Genomic DNA, 17,613 nt, shown 5'->3' with positions numbered 1-17,613 from the left:
CTGCGTCGAACGCGCGGCCGCACGTGATTTCTACGGCGCGCCGCCTCGAAAAGACCCACGCTCGGTACGCGCCCAGAGTTTTGGTGGCAATGCTCACGGGTACCCGCAAGGCATGAACGAATCGCGTACCTCGGTCGGCGCCATGGTGCCGGGCCTGGTGACCATTGCCACGAGTTTCGTGGCCCTGGTCGTCGGTGCCGTCGCGATGGTGGCCGGATATCTGACGTTCGGCGCAGTGGCGATGATCGTTTCGCTGGCCGCTGCGACCTTCGGGGCCGTGTGGTTGCTGTCGGGCATGTTGCTCAGCGAGCACCATCCGCACCTGCACGGCCGGCACGTCTAGCCGCCAGATCCCAAAAGCATTCGAGAAAAAGGCGTTTGAGCGCCTTTTCGGCGTGGTGTTGCCGCGCTTCGGCAACCGAGAGCGTCGTCGACACACCCGCGTGGGCCCGATCGGGTCCGCGGCGTAATGGGAAATACGAGTAATGGACGAAAGGAGCGAATTTATGACGAACGTGCTGGAACAAATCAAGGGTGCGACCGCGTACGACCCGTCTGGGGAGAAGATCGGCAAGATTCATGAGCTGTATCTGGACGGACAGAGCCGGGAGCCCAAGTGGGCTTCGGTTCACACCGGCCTCTTCGGCATGACGGAGTCGCTGGTCCCGCTGGCAGGTGCCCGGCCGGACGGCGACGATTCGGTGCGCGTAGCGGTGGCGAAGAGTGCGGTCAAGGACGCCCCACACGTGGATATCGGTGAGCGGATCAGCCCGGCTGACGAAGCCACCCTGGCGCAGTACTACGGCCTGCGGCCCACCCCGCCGACGGCCCCGCAGCAGCCCGGCCCCGAGTCCACGTCCTCCAATGGCGGTAAGCACCTTCGGGGAGCGGCGCCGGCCCTCGGCGGCATCGGCGGTACCTCGGCGAACACGACGGCGAACACGTCGGCCCACACCGACCCCGCCACTCACACCGGGCCGGAGATGATCCGCTCGGAGGAGCGTCTCCAGGTGGGCACCGAGCGCACGACGTCAGGCACAGCCCGCCTCAACAAGCATGTGGTGACCGAGCAACGGACCGTACAGGTGCCCGTCACGCACGAGGAGGTGCGCGTGGAGCGCGCCGCCATCAGCGATCCGGCTCACGTCCGTGACACCCGACTCGCCGACGACCAACGCGAGGTGACGCTGCACGAGGACCAGGTCGTCGTCAGCAAGGAATCGGTTCCCGTCGAACGGGTTCGACTGGCGGTCGATGAGGTCACCGAGAACCAACAGGTCACCGAGGACGTTCGCCGCGAAGAGATCAACGCCGACGGCGTGGAGCGTCGCCGCCGCTGACCCTTTTCAGCGCAGCGAAGCCGACGGCGCCGGGCCCAGATGCAGGATCGGAAACGGTCGCCCGTCGCCGTCGGTCTCCGACCGGCTGAGGGTGACGAACCCGTGGCGCTGATAAAAACCCACGGCTTGCGGGTTCTGCTCGTTCACGTCGACCAACAGACCCGGCTCCTTGGCCCGCGCATCGGCCAGCAGGACCGAGCCCGCGCCACGACCCCGATGCTGGTGGTCGACGAACAGCATCTCGAGATTGCCGCCCGCGACACCCGAGAAGCCGACGGGCACGCCGTCGCAGTCCGCGACGGTGAGGTCGACCATCCCCAGGTACTCCTCGGCCAGTCGCCGCTCGTAGAAGTCGATGTCATCGGCGGTGAGGAAGTGGTGCGTCGCTTCGACAGCGCTGCGCCAGATGCGCACCAGCTCCGGCCATTCCGCGGGTCCGTGGCACGGGCGGAGCGAGAAGTTCTGCGTCGTGGTCACATTCACAGAGTAGAGACGGGCTCGGGAGGCTCACCAAGCGACGACGTGGTCCGGGCCTGAGCCCTGCTCCATATCGGAATCGTCCGGGGGAGTGAGCAAGTCGCCCCAATGCTTGAGGGCGGTTCGCATCGCATCGGGACGGGAGCCGCCTGCCAACCGCAGGGAATGGCCACCGGAGAGCTCGACCAGCGCCTCCGCCAGTACGTAAGGCGACATGTCGGCGTCGTGGGCGACCCCGATCAATTCGACGGCCGCGTCCTGCCAACGGCGCCGCTGCAGTCCGACGAGGACGCCGACGGCAAGGGCCAGCACGCGGCGTTGTGCCTTGTTGCCCGCGGTCGGCCACGCGCCGCCGCCATACAGTCCGGCGACGCCTCCGGGCAAATCACCGTCGTAGTCCGGTGGTCTACCACCGACCGTGATCGACATGGACATTACTTACCCACGCGTCGATGTCGCGAAACGCACAGCTATCCGGAGCGGTGCAGGCGCACCGCTCCGGATGAGTCGATGAAGTTACTTCTTCTTGGTGTTCTTCGGCCCGGTGTTCTTCGGGCTGGAGTTCGCCGGCGCGGACTTCGCCTTCGTGTCCTGCTTCGGTGCCGTTGACTTCGTGGACCCAGCCGGTGCCGCGGTGTCGGCCTTGGTCGCCGAGGCCTTGGCCGCCAACGCCTTTGGCGTGGCCGGGGTGGCCGGGGTCGCGGGTATTGCCCGCGCTGCCGGGGTGACCGGTGTTGCCGGTGTTGCCGGGACGGCAGGGGTGCCCGGAGTCGCCTGGGTTGCCGGTGTGGCCGGGGTGGCCGGGGTAGCCGGAGTCGCCGGTGTTGCCTGGGTGGCAGTAGTCGCCGGGGTGGCGGGCGTTGCCCGGACGGCCGTGACGGGCACGCCGGCCGCGATGGTGCGGCCGGCCAGGAGGGTCACCGCCGCCGGATCGGTCGCCGGGTCGGCCGCTGTTGCGGTCGTGTCCGTCGTCTTCGTCGCTGCCGCGGTCTCCCCGGAGGCAACGCGCATCGTCGAAACCGTCGGGTCGGCAAGCGTTTCGGTGGTGGCGCTGAGCGTCGAAACCGTCGGGTCGGCAAGCGTTTCGGTGGTGGCGCTGAGTGTCGACACCGTCGGGTCGGCGAGGGCTCTGGTGGCGCTCAGTGTCGTGAGGGCCAGCATCGGGCTCGGATCTGTCGTCGGGTCCGGCGCGCCGATCGGCTTCTGCGGATGCGTCGCGGTCCATTGGGCGATGACGTTCGCGGCGGGCTTCGGCGTCCAATCCGTCTGGAAGACACCGAGAGTGTCCTGATCGCTTGTGCTGCCCGTGTTGCGGTCCCGGGTGGTGTAGATGAACATCGGCCCGGTGTAGTTGACGCTGCTCCACGAGTTCAGGAAGTTGGAGATGAACGCCGCCTGCGTGTTGTTGTCGACGACGGAGGTCGGCTCGCCGTATTCGGTCGCCCAAATCTGCTTGCTGCCGTCACCGGCCGCGACCATCTCCTGGTGGATCGTGGCCAGTTGGTTGATCGGCGCAATCGGTCCGTACGGGGTGCCGTTACCGAAGGGCACCTGGTACTGGTACGGGTGGAACGACAGCGCGTCGAAATACCCCTGCGCGCCGTTGTCGTACATGCCCTGGACGTAGGAGGCGGCGTTGATGGCCAGGCCAGGGGTGTCGGTGACCCAGCCGACCACGCCGCCGATCACCGTCGCGTCGGGGTCGGCGGCCTTGATCGCCGGATACGCCGCCTGCAGCAGCCTGGTGTACGCCGCGGGATCGGGTGTCGGGTACCAGGAGGGCGCCGCGTTGGGCTCGTTCCACACCTCGTAGGCCGATACCTTGCCGGCGTAGCGCTCCGCGACTGCGCCGACGAACTGCGCGTACTGGGTGTTGTCCGCCGGCGGCGAGGCCACGGCCGGAGCACCTGCGGGTACCGCCCACGCCGGCGTCGCGTTGAGCACGCCGAGAATGCCCATGTTGCGGTCGGCCGCGGCGTTCACGAGGGTGTCGACGGTGCTCCAGTTCCAATATCCCGGCGCCGGTTCGATGTTGTTCCACGGGAGCAGGATCCGGACGTTCTGCACGCCGAGGGACTGCATCTCGTCGAGCGTCTTGTTGATGTCGGCCGTCGACATGCCGATGATGTCCGAATCGGCGAATCCCACTGTCGTGTTCGACTCCGTAATGGCCGCAGACAGCAAATAGGGCACCGGTCCCGGACCGGTGCCCACGCTCGCAAAAATCAAACCTGCAACCCCGACGGGCAATGCCGCCGAGATTGCCACTGTCACACCGGTCTTGACCACCGGCCTTGGATGTTGACCTCGCTTCGTTCTATGCCACATCGAATTTCCCCTAGTCACAATTGATTTCGCGCCCGGCTAACCCCTGCCGGGCGTCAAAGACCTAGATTGGGTGCCCCGCGCAAAGTCTGGGCAAACCAGGTTGCCGTCAAAAAGCTTGGTGCGCTTGGCCGTAGGCTGGCCACATGCGGTCCATCGGCTACCCCTCGGCAATCGTCCTGCTCGCGGCATCCGCCCTGCTCAGCGCCGGATGTGGCTGGAGCCCGAAAGGTCCGGATCCGGCGCCTCAGGCCGACAAGTGCACACCCGCCGACGGGCCGGCACAGAACGTCGTGACCGCATCCATCTACGCGCTGCCGGCCCCACCGTCGGGCAAGTGGACTCAGATGGGCAGCGGCCACACCGCGAACTGTGCGTTGTACTGGGTGCAGGTCGGGCAGAACAATTCGACGCCGGACAGCCTGCAGCAGGTGGTGTTCTTCAACAAGAACACGATGATCGGCACGCCGACGCCCAACGCGCGGCCGTATATCACCGTGACCGCGAGCGCTCCGGACAGCGTGACGGTGCAATACCAATGGCAGCAGCCCAAGGATCAGCCGGGGATGCCGACCGGCATCGGCAGCGCGCGGTTCACCGTGGACGGCGGCGCGCTCAAGGCGCTGGATCCGATTCCCGGGCCGTGACCGTCAGTGCGCGGCGAGCAGGCCGCGCATGATCTCGACGGCGGCCGCCAGGGTGTCCCGGTCGGTGCTGTCGAGTTCCTCCAGGAACGGGTCGATGGCGTTGCCGCGGTCGGCGCGAACCTGCGCCAGCGTGGCGACGCCCTGCGGCGTGATGCTGATGAGGACGGCGCGGGCGTCATCGGGGTCGACGGTGCGGGAGACCAGTCCGGCCTCCTCGAGGCGACGGACCTGGGTCGTCATCGTCGGTTGCGAGCAGTGGTCGAGCGCGGCGAGATCGGAGATGCGGGCGCGCCCCTCGGCTTCGATGGTGGAGAGCAACCGGGCCTGGGCGAAGGGCAGTGGGAGCCGGACGCGCTGGTTGGCCAGACGGTTGATGCGTGCGACGACGGCGAGCAGATCCGAGGCGAGGGTCGTTTCGGTCGCCGGTGCAGCTGTCATGTTCAACATGGTTCCATAGATTCTCTATGTAGTCGAACCTGCCGCCGGGAGTGGTGACGGTCACAACACCGTCGAGTTTACTCGTCTGCGCAGCTGGCAGAATTGTGCAATGACTGCTGCCGGCACCAGAGATAAGGCCGGTCCCCTCGATCCGGGCGAGTACGCCCAGGCCGCCGTGATGGCGGCCCTGAGCGCGGCCACCGCCATCATCGCCGTCGTGGTGCCGTTCGCCGCGGGCCTCGGCATGCTGGGCACGGTCCCGATGGGACTGCTGGCCTACCGCTACCGACTCCGCGTGCTGGTGGCCGCGACCGTCGCCGGCGGCACCATCGCGTTCCTGATCGCCGGCATGGGCGGGCTGATGACCGTGGTGTTCTGTGCCTACATCGGCGGCCTGACGGGCATCGTCAAGCGCACGGGCCGCGGCATCGTCACGGTGCTGTGCGCATCGGTGGTCGCGGGCGCGGCGTTCGGGGCCTACGTCATCGGCATCCTGCTGTTGGTGCGGCGGCTGCGGGAGCTGATCTTCGCGTCGATGACCTCGAACATCCACGGCATCGCCAACGTCATCGCCGCGGTGCCGGGCGGCGAGCAGGCGGCCGAGGATCTGCGCACCGGGTTCGCGGCATTCCTGCACTACTGGCCCGTGCCGATCATGATCTCGGTGATCATGCACATCATCGTCGTCACGCTGCTGGGCTGGTGGGCGCTGTCGCGGGTTTTGAAGCGGCTCTACGGGATTCCCGACGTGCACAAGCTCGACACCGTCGAGTCCACCGGTCTCGTGGCGCCCGTCCCGGCGCGCCTGCGCGACGTTCGATTCCGGTACCCCGGTACCAATCGCGACGCACTCGGCCCGGTGAGCATGGACATCGACGAGGGCGAGCACGTCGCCGTCACCGGTGCCAACGGGTCGGGTAAAACCACGCTGATGCTGACGCTCGCGGGCCGCGCACCGACCGCGGGCACCATCGACCGACCGGGTGCCGTCGGCCTCGGCCGGACCGGTGGCACCGCGGTGGTCATGCAGCATCCGGAGAGTCAGGTGCTCGGCACCCGCGTGGCCGACGACGTCGTCTGGGGCCTGCCGGCGGGGACGACCATCGACGTCGAACGGCTGCTGGGTGAGGTCGGTTTGAGTGGCATGGCCGACCGGGACACCGGCGGGCTGTCGGGTGGCGAGCTGCAGCGGCTGGCCGTGGCGGCTGCGCTGGCTCGCGAACCGGCGCTGCTGATCGCCGACGAGGTCACGAGCATGGTCGACCAGGAGGGCCGCGATGTGCTGCTCTCGGTGCTGTCCGATCTGACCCGTCACCACCGGACATCCCTGGTGCACATCACGCACTACAACGACGAAGCGGACTCGGCCGACCGGGTGGTCCGACTGGACGGCGCCAGCGACAACATCGAGATGGTCGCGACCGCACCGGTGCCGATCGTGTCCGACGGTGTCGAACCCGGCGGCCCGCCCGTGCTCGAGGTCCAGGGTGTGGGGCACCAGTACGGCAGCGGGACGCCCTGGGAATCAACGGCATTGCGCGACATCAGCTTCACCGTCCATGAGGGCGAGGGCGTGCTGATCCACGGGCTCAACGGCTCCGGCAAGTCCACGCTCGCCTGGATCCTGGCCGGTCTCACGGTGCCCACCACCGGCAGCTGTCTGCTCGACGGCAAGCCGGTATCCGATCAGGTTGGTGCCGTGGCGATCTCGTTCCAGGCCGCGCGGCTGCAGCTGATGCGGTCTCGCGTCGGCGCCGAAATTGCCTCGGCTGCCGGCTTTTCGAAGCGCGACACCGCCCGGATCGTCGAAGCTCTTGCGATGGTCGGGCTCGATCCCGAACTGGCCGACCGTCGTATCGATCAGCTCAGCGGTGGCCAGATGCGCCGCGTGGTGCTGGCCGGATTGCTTTCTCGTCGCCCGCGGGCCCTGATTCTGGACGAGCCGCTGGCCGGGCTGGACGCCGCGAGCCAGCGCGGTCTGGTGACACTGCTCGCCGAACTGCGCCGCACCACCGGGCTGACGGTCGTCGTCATCTCGCACGACTTCGCCGGGCTGGATGAGCTGTGTCCGCGCATCCTGCGGCTGCATCGCGGTGAGCTCGCCCAGTCGACGGCAGCGCCACTCACCGCGGGAGGACGATCATGACGGCCCCTGCCACCCAGCGCCGGTCGATGGTGCTACTGCGTCCCGTGCCCGGGACGTCACCCATTCACGAACTGTGGGCCGGTACCAAGCTCATCGTGGTGGCGCTGATCGGCATCGTCCTGACCATCTACCCGGGGTGGGTGCCGATCGGCCTGGTGGCCCTGCTGGTGATGCTGACGGCGTGGCTGGCGCACATCCCGCGCAGCGTGTTGCCGTCAGTGCCGCGCCTCGTGTGGGTACTGCTGTTGCTCGGCGGTGGGACGGCCGCGCTGGCCGGCGGCGAGCCGTTCGTCGACATCGCGTCGGCGCATCTGGGCCTGGGCGGTCTGCTGAACTTCTTGCAGATCACGGTGTTGTCCATCGTGCTGCTGGGCCTGGGTGGGCTGGTCTCGTGGACCACCAATGTCGCTGAAATCGCGCCTGCGGTGGCCACTTTGGGCCGGCCGCTGAAGTGGCTGCGCATTCCCGTCGACGAGTGGGCCGTGACGCTGGCCCTGGCGCTGCGCGCCTTCCCAATGCTCATCGAGGAGTACCGCGTGCTGTTCGCGGCCCGCCGGTTGCGTCCGAAGGTGCGGCCGGAGACCCGCCGGGAACGCGGGCGTCAACGTCGATCCGAGATCGTCGACCTGCTGGCCGCGGCGATCACGGTGGCGCTGCGCCGCGGTGATGAGATGGGCGATGCCATCACGGCGCGTGGCGGCGTGGGCCAGATCGTGGCGAGTCCGGCGCGGCCGGGACGGGCCGATGCCGTGGCATTGGTGCTGGTGGTCGCGATGTGTGCGCTGTCGCTGTGGGTCGAGGCGTTCACCCCACTGGCCACCCACCGGCTTTAGCGATCCGCGGCGGCGTTGGCCGCCCGCTGAGCGGCGGTCAGCGTTGCCGCGACCGGCGCGCGGCCCAGGAACATCTCGTCGAAAAACGGCCTGATGGCCAGGAATCCGGCCGGGAAGCCCGCGCCGCCGGGGGCCGGGATGCGGGGGCCGTCGAGCACTTGGAAGAACGGCTGCACGTCGATGCCGCGCAGTTTCCAGTAGTCGAAGTAGACCCGTTGGGCAGCCAGCACCGCGGGCACCGCCGCCCCCTTGGTGCCCAGGAACGCGTTTCCGTCGGCGCTGCCCATCCACTGCAGCACTGCCCGCACCGCGTCGGGATGGCGGGTGGCCGAATTGGCCGCGGCGGCAATCCCGTTGGTGACGCTGACGCGGCCGTCCGGTCCGCTGGGCAGCAGTGCCACGCCCCACCGGAAGCGTGCCTGATCGGCGATGGCGGCCAGGTTGTAGGTACCCGACTGGAACAGTGCCATGCGGCCCTGCAGGAACTGGTTGCGGGAGAAGTCGCCGTTGCCGTTAGTGTCGGCGGCCGATGGGGAGACGTGGTCGGTGTTGATCAGGTTGACCAGATACGCGAAAGCCTCTCGCGCGCCGGGGTTGTCGAACGCGAACCGGTCACCATCGCTGAAGGAGCCACCGGCCGAGCCGATGTAGTTCAGGTAGATGCCCTGCAGGTCGTTGGCGGCGTTGTAGCCCCACTGCCGTACCTGCCCGGCATCGAATCCCGGTGTCCCGGCCTGGTTCCCGTGCCGGTCCAGAGTGAGTCGGGCCAGCAGCGGACGCAGTGTGTCATCGGCGCCGGGGGACCAGCGCAGCTCGTCCAAGTCGGCCGGCTCCACACCGGCGGCAGCGAGCAGGTCGGCGTTGTAGTACACCGCGATGCCGCCGTCGGTCAGTTGCGGCACCGCCCACAGCGTCCCGTCGCGGGTGAACTGTTGGTTCACCGACCGGTCCCACGCATCGGCGGCGCCGTCGCCCAACAGTTTTCCGATGTCGAGCAGTCGGCCGGTATCCGCGTAGCCGGCCAGGTAGGCATTCGACAGCCAGAAGATGTCGTCGGCGCCGCCGCCGGCGACGTCGGTGCGCAGCGAATCGAAGTACGACGCGTAGGCGACGACGTCGACCCGGACCTCGATGTCCGGATGCCGCCGGGTGAACTCGGCGAACGACGACCGGTACGCGGCGGCGACCTGAGCATCCCACAGTCGTACAGTGACAACGGTTTTCCCAATGTCCTGCGTCCGGCCCATGAGCACGGCCGTCACCAGTAGCACCGCCATGGTGGCGGCCAGGGCGATCACGAAGCGGGTCGAGAACTTCATTTCAAGCCAGTGACGACGATGGAGCGGACGATGTGCCGGCCCAGCATGCTGAACAGCAGGATCAGCGGCACGATGGCGACGGTCGTTGCCGCCAGCACCACGGTCCACTGTGCGTCGAACTGGGACTGCAGGCCCGCGGTGGCGACGGTCAGCACCCGCCACGATGAGCCGCTCGTGATCACCAGCGGCCACATGAAGCTGTTCCATTGCGAGACAACGGTGATCAGGCCCAGGGTGACCAGAATCGACCGGCTGGCCGGTAGCACGACGTGCACGATGATGTCCAGCGTGCTGGCGCCGTCGATGCGGGCGGCGCGGATGAGGTCGGCCGGGATGGACCGGAAGTACTCGCGCAGCAGGAAAATCGCGTAGGGCGAGCCGAACATGAACGGCAGCACCAACGCCCAGAAGGTATTACGCAGCCCGGCCTCGGCCATCATGAGGTACAGCGGCACGACGGTCACTGTTGCAGGCACCATCAGGGTGGCCAGGTACAACCAGAACAACGTGTCGCGTCCCGGAAATTCGAGCCGGGCGAAGGCGTACGCGGCGGTCACCGAAAACGTCAGCTGGCCCACCAGGATGACCGCGGTCATCAGGGCGGTCACCAGTGCGGCCCGGCCGAAGCCCGCGTCGGACAGGGCGGTGTAATTGGCCAGCGTCGGTGGATTCGGCAAGGACAGCGGCGAATCGGTGTTGAACTGGCGGGCCGAGGTGAACGACGTCAGCAGCCCTAGACCGAACGGCACCAAGGTGATCGCGGCGGCGAGCACCAGCACCGAATAGATGAGCGCGTTACGTGAGGTCATAGCTGACCCGTCGGCGGAAGTAGATGTGCTGCACCAGCGTGATGCCGAGCAGGAGCACGAACAGGATCAAGGCCATCACGGCGGCGCGACCCACGGCCGCCGAGCCGAACGCCTCGGCGTAGATGCGGTGCGCGATCAGATCGGTGCGCCCCTCGGGGCCGCCGCCCGTCAACGCGTAGACGGTGTCGAAGACCTGGGCCGCACTGACGACACCCGTCACCAGGACGAAGAAGAATGTCGGCCGCAGCATGGGCAGGGTGATGCGGCGGAACCGTTGCCACGCGCTCGCGCCGTCGATCCGGGCCGCGTTGTGAACGTCATTGGGGATAGCCAGGATTCCGGCGAGGAAGAACAGCGTCACGTAGCCGACGTTGGTCCACACGGTCACCGCCGAAACCAGCGGCAGGGCCAGTGTGGGGTCGGTCAGCCATTCGATGCGGTGCCCGAGAACCGTGCTGACGGCGCCGTCGGTGGGACTGAGAATCCAGCGCCACAGCACCGCGATCGCCAGCGGCGAGCAGATCCACGGCAGGACATACAGCGTGCGGAAGAACCCGGAGCCCGGCAGGCCGCGGGCCAGCAGCACCGCGGCGACCAGGCCGAGAATCGTTTGGACGGGAACCACCAGTGCGACGAAGCCGAATGTCACCGCCATCGAGCGGCCGAACGTCGGGTCGGTCAGCACGGTGTGCCAGTTGTCGAGCCCCACGAACCGGATGGGCCCCAGCAGATCCCACCGCTGCAGACTCAGCCAACCGACCACCAGCATGGGGAGCAGCAGGAACATCACCACGCCGAACAGGCTTGGGGCGAGCAGCGCATATCCGGTCAGGGTGTCCCGGAACCCGCGGCGTGCCACCGGATCATTAAAGCCTGTGGTGCTACTACGGTGTAGCCGTGACTGCGCTGCGACGGGTTGACGCCGACTTCCTGGCCTTGCCGCGCCATTTGCTGGCCGATGCCGCGGTGTCGGCCGCGCTGGCTGCCGGTGCGAGCTACGCCGACCTCCGGATTCACCGGATCACCACCGAACACATTCAGCTGCGCGACGGCGAGCTGGAATCGTCGGTGGTCACCCGGGAGATCGGGCTGGCGGTCCGGGTGATCGTGGACGGCACCTGGGGTTTCGCATCGCACGCCGAGCTGAACCCCGAGGTCGCCTCCGAGACCGCGCGGCGGGCCGTGCAGGTCGCCGTGGCGCTGGCGCCGCTCAATGCCGAGCGCATCGAGCTGGCTCCGGAGCCGGTCTACGCCGACGTGTCATGGGTGTCGCCGTACCGCATCGACCCGTTTGAGGTCACCGCTGCCGACAAGATCGCGCTGCTGGGCGAGTATTCGGGCCGGTTGCTCGCAGCCGACGGGGTGGACCATGTATCGGCGGGTCTGCAGGCCGTCAAGGAGCAGGTGTTCTACGCCGATGCGTTCGGTTCGTCGATCACCCAACAGCGGGTGCGGGTGCAGCCGACGCTCGAGGCCGTCGCCGTCGATGCCGCGGCGGGTGCGTTCGAAACGATGCGGACGCTCGCGCCGCCGACCGCGCGTGGCTGGGAGACCGTCGCCGGTGACGAGGTCTGGGACTGGACAACCGAATTGGCCGAGCTGCCGACGCTGTTGGCGGAGAAGGTCAAGGCGCCCAGCGTGACGGCCGGTCCCACCGACCTGGTGATCGACCCCACCAACCTGTGGCTGACCATCCACGAATCCATCGGCCACGCCACCGAATACGACCGGGCCATCGGCTATGAAGCGGCCTACGCCGGCACGTCATTCGCCACCCCGGACAAGCTGGGCACCATGCAGTACGGGTCGCCGATCATGAACGTCACCGCCGATCGCACCGTCGAACACGGTTTGGCCACCATCGGATTCGACGACGAAGGCGTCCGCGCGCAGAGCTGGGACCTGGTGCGCGACGGCGTATTCGTGGGGTACCAACTGGATCGGGTGTTCGCGCCGAAACTGGGTGTCGCGCGGTCCAACGGTTGCTCGTATGCGGACTCACCGCATCACGTACCGATCCAGCGGATGGCCAACGTCTCGCTGCAACCCGGTACCGACGATCTGAGCACCGACGATTTGATCAGCCGGGTCGAGAACGGCATCTACATCGTCGGCGACAAGTCGTGGTCAATCGACATGCAGCGGTACAACTTCCAGTTCACCGGTCAGCGGTTCTTCAAGATTCGCGACGGCAAGTTGGACGGCCAGGTGCGCGACGTCGCCTACCAGGCCACGACCACCGACTTCTGGGGATCGATGGAAGCCGTTGGCGGAGAGTCGACGTGGCGTCTCGGCGGCGCGTTCAACTGTGGCAAGGCCCAGCCCGGCCAGGTGGCCGCCGTCAGCCACGGCTGCCCGTCCGCGCTGTTCCGCGGAATCAATGTGCTCAACACGCGAACTGAATCGGGGCGTTGATGCTGAATAATTCTCCCGGTCGCTACGCGCGCCCCGCTGCACCGCAGGTTGTCGATCTGGTGCTGGCCGAGGCGGCCCGTCGGGGGCGCGCCGACGAGACCATCGTCCTGGTGACCGACAGGTCCACCGCGTCTCTGCGCTGGGCCCGCAACACCATGACCACCAACGGCGAGTCGGTGAGCCGCGAGACCACCGTCATTTCGATTGTCCGCCAAGGGGACAAAGCCCGGGTTGGCGTGGTGAAGTCCAGCGAGGTCGATCCGTCGACCATCGCCGGCCTGGTGGCGGCGTCGCAGGACGCGGCGCAGGCGGCGCCTGAGGCGCGGGACAGCGCACCGGCACTGACCGGGCTCTCGATTTCGGACGATTGGGAGGCGCCGTCACCGCTGACGGGTGCCTCGGTGTTCGGCAATGTGGCCGCGCGCCTCGTCGACGGCTTTCATCGCAGCGACGCGCTGTACGGGTTCGCCCGTCACGAACTCGACACCACCTATCTGGCCACGTCGGGCGGTATCCGGCGACGGTTCACTCAACCGACCGGCTCGGTGGAGATCAACGCCAAACGCGATGGCGCCAGCGCCTGGGCGGGCGTCAGCACCGCCGATTTCGTCGATGTACCAGTCGATTCCATGCTCGACGACCTGTGCCTGCGTCTCGGCTGGGCGTCCCGGGCCGTCGAGTTGCCCGCCGGCCGCTACGAGACGCTGATGCCGCCGTCAACCGTCGCGGACATGATGATCTACCTCGGCTGGAGCATGGACGGCCGCGGCGCGCAGGAGGGCCGCACCGCGCTGTCGGCGCCGGGCGGCACCCGGGTGGGGGAGAAGCTCACCGACCTGGGGCTGACGCTGTACTCGGATCCCGTTGCGCCCGGGCTGGATTGCCTGCCGTTCGTGGCGACGTCGAGTTCGTCGGAGCGGGTGTCGGTGTTCGACAACGGACTGGACATCGGACGTGTCGACTGGATTCGCGACGGCGCCGTCAACGCGCTCGCCTATCCACGCTCTGCCGCAGCGGAATTCGATGCACCGGTGGCCGTGCCTGCCGACAATCTTCTGATGACCGGTGGCACCGCAAGTCTGTCCGACATGATTGCCGGTACCGAACGCGGCCTGCTGCTGACCACCCTGTGGTACATGCGCGAGGTCGATCCGACGGTGCTGCTGCTGACCGGTCTGACGCGCGACGGCGTCTACCTCATCGAGGACGGGGAGGTGACGGCCGCGGTCAACAACTTCCGGTTCAACGAGAGCCCGTTGGACCTGCTGCGGCGCGCCACCGAGGCCGGCATCAGTGAGACCACACTGCCCCGGGAATGGGGCGACTGGGCTACCCGCGCCCAGATGCCGTCGCTGCGGATTCCCGACTTCCACATGTCGTCCGTCAGTCAGGCGCAATAACTTTCAGGACCGCCGCGACGTCGTCGTCGGTGGTGGCCCACGAGCAGACGAACCGGACCACTGGTCGCATCGGGTCCGGTGCGTGGACCGCGAAGTGTTCCCGCACGCGGGCGGTGGTCGTCGCGTCGAGGATGGCGAACACCTCGTTGGCCTCGGTCGGCGCGGCCAGTTGCAGTCCCGCCTCCGCGAACCCGGCACTCAATGTCGCGGCCATGCGGTTGGCGTGAGCCGCGGTCTGGAGCCAGAGATCGTCCTGCAACATGGCCTCGAACTGCGCCGAGATGAAGCGGTGCTTGCTGGCGAGGTGTCCGATCTGCTTCTGTACGAAGCGAATTCCCTGGAAATGTTCGGGCCGGCGGATCAGCACCGCGTCACCGAACAGCATGCCGTTCTTGGTACCGCCGACGGTGACGATGTCGGCGTCGCCGACTGCCTCTCGTGGCGGGACATCAAGGGCGGCAATGGCATTGGCGATGCGCGAGCCATCCACGTGGACCAACAGCTCGTGCTGGTGGGCGTAGTCGATGAACTCGGTCAGCGCGGCGGGCGACCACACGCGGCCGTTCTCAGTCGACTGGGTGATGGTGACGATGCGCGGCTGCGAGTGGTGCACCTCGCCACGGCGCGCGATGTGTCGATCCAGGTCGCGCGGCGCGATCAGGCCGTCATCGCTGGGTAGGGGTGTCAGCTGCGCGCCGGAGAGCCGCACGGGCCCACCAGCTTCGTCTAGCAAGGAGTGCGCGATATCGCTGCACAGGATCTCCTGCCAGGGCCGCACTGCCGAAGCCAGCGCGATGATGTTGGCGGCGGTGCCGGTCAGTGCGAACAGCACGTCGGCGTCGGGAGCCGCAAAGGTCTCTCTGAGCTTTCGAGCCGCTCGTTCGGTGCTGGGGTCGGCGCCGTACGAACTCACGCTGCCCTGGTTGGCCCTGACGATCGCCTCGATGACGCGTGGGTGGGCACCAGCAGCGTTGTCGGAGGCGAATGCGGCCGAGACGGTCGAAGCCATGCGTCGATGGTCTCATCGCGGCAATAATCCGAAGTGTGGAGGATCTACTGACTGCCCTGATCGCGTTGTCGCCACCGGCTGATCGGCGGCTCAACGCGGCGATGCGGCAGACGTGTGCCGAGACCCTGAGCCTTGCGCCGTTGCCCTATGAAGAGGTGTACGGGCCCGTGTCCGACACTGAGCCGCTGGTGGCCGAGTTCGCCGAGCAGTTCAGCACCGACGTGTCGGTGATCTCTGAGGCTCAGCGGGAACAGCTCACTACCGCGCTGGGCAGCAAGAGCTTTCGCATCGTGGCCCTGATGTTCATCGCCGATTTCGTACCGCGCGTGCGGGCCGGGTTCGCGGCGTTGGGCCTGCCTCCGGTCGCCGATCCCGACGGTTGGGACCACGCCACCGATCCGGTTGATCTGCTGCTGAACCGCTTCGCAAGCTCGGTCGGGGCGCGACGGGAGCTGGACCCGGTCATGACCGAGGTCGTGCGGCTACGGGGCGCGGCCGCGCACAACTGCCGGCTGTGCAAGTCACTGCGCGAGGGCACGGCGCTCGATGCCGGCGGCAATGAGTCGCTGTATTCGGAAATCGAGCTGTACGAATCGTCCGAGCTGCTCGACGAGCGCCAGAAGGCCGCGTTGCGCTACGTCGACGCGCTGGTGTGGACGCCGTCGCGGATACCCGCCGACGCTGCCGCGGGGGTGCGGGCGCACTTCTCCGACGCCGAGGCCACCGAGATCACGCTCGACGTGATGCGCAACGGCATCAACAAGATTGCCGTCGCGCTGGGCGGCGATGCGCCGCGGGTCAGCGAGGGCACCGAGCGCTATCTGCTCGGAGTCGATGGGCAGCCGGTGTTCTCTTAGCGGTTCTCCGCGGGCGTCTGAAAAACTTTGGTCACTTTGTTTGCGCTGGTCACGGTAGATAACTAGCGCCCCACTTAGCACGGCCACTTGTCGGTCCTTCGAACTAGTGTTCGATGTATGGGATTCGTCGATCCGGCCGCTGTCGAGGAGGCCTACGCCGTCTACGAAGCCGCGGCGGCTCGGCTCGCGTCTCTGGATTACAGCGGGCTGCCGATCGCAGTGTTGTTGGGGTTGCAGTCGCGCCGCGAAACCCTGAAGTGCGCGGCCGAGGCGGTCGATCACCAGATTCTGGCCGCCGCCCAAACTCAGGCCACCGCTAAAGACATCGGCGCCAAAAACTGGCCTGAGGTGTTGCATATCCGGCTCCGCATCAGCCGCGAGGAGGCCCGTCGGAGGGTGCGGGACTGTGACCATCTGGGTCCGCGGTCGGCGATCACCGGGGAGGCGTTGGGCCCGGTGTGGGAACTGGTGGCCGCCGCCTTGGCCGAAGGCGCGATCAATATCGAGCATGTCGCGGAAATCGCGGCGTTCTTCGCGAAGGTTCCGTTGTGGGTCGATCCGGTCACCCTCGCCCAGTGCGAACGTGACCTGGTCGCCGCCGCCCGGTACAAGACACCCGAAGAACTTCGGCGTGCGGCCGCGGATTTGTTGTACCGGCTGGATCAGGACGGTCCCGAACCCGATGACACCGAACGTGACCGCAAACGGGGCATCGCCCACGGTAAGCAACGATCCGACGGCACCTCGGACGTCGTAGGGACCTTGACCCCCGAGGCTCGGGCGTATTGGGATGCGATCTACGACAAGTACGCCGCGCCCGGGATGTGCAACCCGGCTGATGAGACGCCCTGCTATTCGGGGACGCCGACGGCCGAGCAGATCGCCAATGACACCCGCACTCTGGCGCAGCGTCAGCATGATGCGCAGATGTGGGTTGCCCGTATGGCCCTGACGTCGGGGATGTTGGGTGAGCACAACGGGCTCCCGGTCTCGGTGGTCGCCACCTGCACCGTCACCGACCTGGAAAAACGTGCCGGGGTCGCTGTGACGCACACCGGCACGAAGCTGCCGGTCAAAGACCTCATCCGGATGGCCGCGCAGGGTTCGGACAACTACCTCGCGGTGTTTGATGACCACACCGGCCAGCCCCTGTATCTGGGTCGGGCCGCGCGCACCGCCAGCACCGCGCAGCGGCTGGCGTTGTTCGCCCGGGACTTGGGCTGCACCAAACCCAACTGCACCGCCCCCGCATCCCGCTCCCAGGCCCATCACGTCAACACCAACTGGCGTGATGACGGCCCCACCGACATCACCAACCTCACCCTGGCCTGCGGACCCGACAACCGCCTCGCCGACACCGGCGGCTGGACCACCACCATGGGCCCCGACGGCCGCACCCACTGGACCCCACCACCCCTCTTAGATGTCGGCCAACCACGAACCAACCAGTACCACCACCCGACGCTGTACCCCACAGAGCGCGGGGATGATGACGGCGACGAAAGTGACAGTGCGGCAAGCTAATCCGGCGTTCCGCCACGGCTATCCACGTCGCGACGGCGGTAGCGCATGCGCCGCTGCTGAAGCGCCGTTGATGA

At 67.4% G+C, this 17,613-nt stretch carries 17 protein-coding genes; 9 read left to right on the top strand and 8 right to left on the bottom strand.

Annotation, left to right across the window (positions count from 1 at the left end):
- Positions 1 to 112 precede the first annotated feature (112 nt).
- A complete protein-coding gene (locus G6N46_RS09620; protein WP_133427281.1) occupies positions 113 to 343 on the top strand; it encodes a hypothetical protein in 231 nt (76 codons plus the stop codon).
- Between the two features lie 163 nt (positions 344 to 506).
- On the top strand, positions 507 to 1,340 hold the full coding sequence (locus G6N46_RS09615) for a PRC and DUF2382 domain-containing protein (RefSeq protein ID WP_138248469.1): 834 nt from the start codon (positions 507 to 509) through the stop codon (positions 1,338 to 1,340).
- 6 nt (positions 1,341 to 1,346) lie between these two features.
- Here the strand turns inward: G6N46_RS09615 and G6N46_RS09610 are convergent, their stop codons facing one another.
- From G6N46_RS09610 to G6N46_RS09600, 3 genes are all read right to left on the bottom strand, one after another.
- Positions 1,347 to 1,823 carry a GNAT family N-acetyltransferase gene (locus G6N46_RS09610; protein WP_138248470.1) on the bottom strand — a complete coding sequence of 159 codons (477 nt, stop codon included), beginning with the start codon at positions 1,821 to 1,823 and terminating at the stop codon, positions 1,347 to 1,349.
- 24 nt (positions 1,824 to 1,847) lie between these two features.
- Positions 1,848 to 2,246, bottom strand: coding sequence for a hypothetical protein (locus G6N46_RS09605; RefSeq protein WP_138248471.1), 399 nt, complete (start codon positions 2,244 to 2,246; stop codon positions 1,848 to 1,850).
- Between the two features lie 87 nt (positions 2,247 to 2,333).
- Positions 2,334 to 3,965: a cellulase family glycosylhydrolase gene (locus G6N46_RS09600; RefSeq protein ID WP_234880587.1), complete on the bottom strand. Its 1,632-nt coding sequence runs from the start codon at positions 3,963 to 3,965 to the stop codon at positions 2,334 to 2,336.
- Positions 3,966 to 4,288: 323 nt separating this feature from the next.
- Here G6N46_RS09600 and G6N46_RS09595 point away from each other — a divergent pair, with 323 nt between their 5' ends.
- On the top strand, positions 4,289 to 4,789 hold the full coding sequence (locus tag G6N46_RS09595; RefSeq protein WP_064860181.1) for an LppP/LprE family lipoprotein: 501 nt from the start codon (positions 4,289 to 4,291) through the stop codon (positions 4,787 to 4,789).
- A 3-nt stretch (positions 4,790 to 4,792) separates the two neighbouring features.
- Here G6N46_RS09595 and G6N46_RS09590 read toward each other — a convergent pair whose 3' ends face one another.
- Positions 4,793 to 5,236 (bottom strand): MarR family winged helix-turn-helix transcriptional regulator, encoded by a 444-nt coding sequence (locus tag G6N46_RS09590; protein ID WP_138248473.1) that lies wholly within the window; start codon positions 5,234 to 5,236, stop codon positions 4,793 to 4,795.
- 100 nt (positions 5,237 to 5,336) lie between these two features.
- On the opposite strand from G6N46_RS09590, the gene G6N46_RS09585 reads away from it, so the two are divergent.
- Entirely contained in the window at positions 5,337 to 7,373 is a 2,037-nt protein-coding gene (locus G6N46_RS09585) for an ABC transporter ATP-binding protein (RefSeq protein ID WP_138248474.1), read from the top strand.
- On the top strand, positions 7,370 to 8,206 hold the full coding sequence (locus G6N46_RS09580) for a CbiQ family ECF transporter T component (protein ID WP_138248475.1): 837 nt from the start codon (positions 7,370 to 7,372) through the stop codon (positions 8,204 to 8,206). Before G6N46_RS09585 ends, G6N46_RS09580 begins: the two co-directional genes overlap by 4 nt.
- Here the strand turns inward: G6N46_RS09580 and G6N46_RS09575 are convergent.
- The 3 genes from G6N46_RS09575 to G6N46_RS09565 are packed head-to-tail and all read right to left on the bottom strand — an operon-like array spanning position 8,203 to position 11,193.
- A complete protein-coding gene (locus tag G6N46_RS09575) occupies positions 8,203 to 9,525 on the bottom strand; it encodes an ABC transporter substrate-binding protein (RefSeq protein WP_138248476.1) in 1,323 nt (440 codons plus the stop codon). The genes G6N46_RS09580 and G6N46_RS09575 overlap by 4 nt on opposite strands.
- Positions 9,522 to 10,334, bottom strand: a complete 813-nt coding sequence (locus tag G6N46_RS09570) for a carbohydrate ABC transporter permease (protein ID WP_138248477.1) — start codon at positions 10,332 to 10,334, stop codon at positions 9,522 to 9,524. Before G6N46_RS09570 ends, G6N46_RS09575 begins: the two co-directional genes overlap by 4 nt.
- Positions 10,321 to 11,193: a carbohydrate ABC transporter permease gene (locus G6N46_RS09565; RefSeq protein WP_138248478.1), complete on the bottom strand. Its 873-nt coding sequence runs from the start codon at positions 11,191 to 11,193 to the stop codon at positions 10,321 to 10,323. The genes G6N46_RS09570 and G6N46_RS09565 overlap by 14 nt, the downstream gene beginning before the upstream one ends.
- Before the next feature lie 38 nt (positions 11,194 to 11,231).
- Here G6N46_RS09565 and G6N46_RS09560 point away from each other — a divergent pair, with 38 nt between their 5' ends.
- Positions 11,232 to 12,749: a TldD/PmbA family protein gene (locus tag G6N46_RS09560; RefSeq protein WP_138248479.1), complete on the top strand. Its 1,518-nt coding sequence runs from the start codon at positions 11,232 to 11,234 to the stop codon at positions 12,747 to 12,749.
- Positions 12,749 to 14,149: a metallopeptidase TldD-related protein gene (locus G6N46_RS09555; RefSeq protein ID WP_138248480.1), complete on the top strand. Its 1,401-nt coding sequence runs from the start codon at positions 12,749 to 12,751 to the stop codon at positions 14,147 to 14,149. Before G6N46_RS09560 ends, G6N46_RS09555 begins: the two co-directional genes overlap by 1 nt.
- Here the strand turns inward: G6N46_RS09555 and G6N46_RS09550 are convergent.
- On the bottom strand, positions 14,133 to 15,158 hold the full coding sequence (locus G6N46_RS09550) for a threonine aldolase family protein (RefSeq protein ID WP_138248481.1): 1,026 nt from the start codon (positions 15,156 to 15,158) through the stop codon (positions 14,133 to 14,135). The two genes, G6N46_RS09555 and G6N46_RS09550, sit on opposite strands and share 17 nt — an antisense overlap.
- A 14-nt stretch (positions 15,159 to 15,172) precedes the next feature.
- Here G6N46_RS09550 and G6N46_RS09545 point away from each other — a divergent pair, with 14 nt between their 5' ends.
- Both G6N46_RS09545 and G6N46_RS09540 read left to right on the top strand, forming a co-directional pair.
- The gene (locus tag G6N46_RS09545) at positions 15,173 to 16,015 is read left to right on the top strand and encodes a carboxymuconolactone decarboxylase family protein (protein ID WP_064860219.1); all 843 of its coding nucleotides are present in this window, start codon (positions 15,173 to 15,175) and stop codon (positions 16,013 to 16,015) included.
- Between the two features lie 117 nt (positions 16,016 to 16,132).
- Positions 16,133 to 17,539 (top strand): HNH endonuclease signature motif containing protein, encoded by a 1,407-nt coding sequence (locus G6N46_RS09540; RefSeq protein ID WP_064860190.1) that lies wholly within the window; start codon positions 16,133 to 16,135, stop codon positions 17,537 to 17,539.
- Positions 17,540 to 17,613: the final 74 nt, after the last annotated feature.

Source organism: Mycolicibacterium phocaicum (genome assembly GCF_010731115.1).
Classification (GTDB): Bacteria; Actinomycetota; Actinomycetes; order Mycobacteriales; family Mycobacteriaceae; genus Mycobacterium; species Mycobacterium phocaicum.
This window is presented reverse-complemented; position numbering and strand designations above follow the sequence as displayed.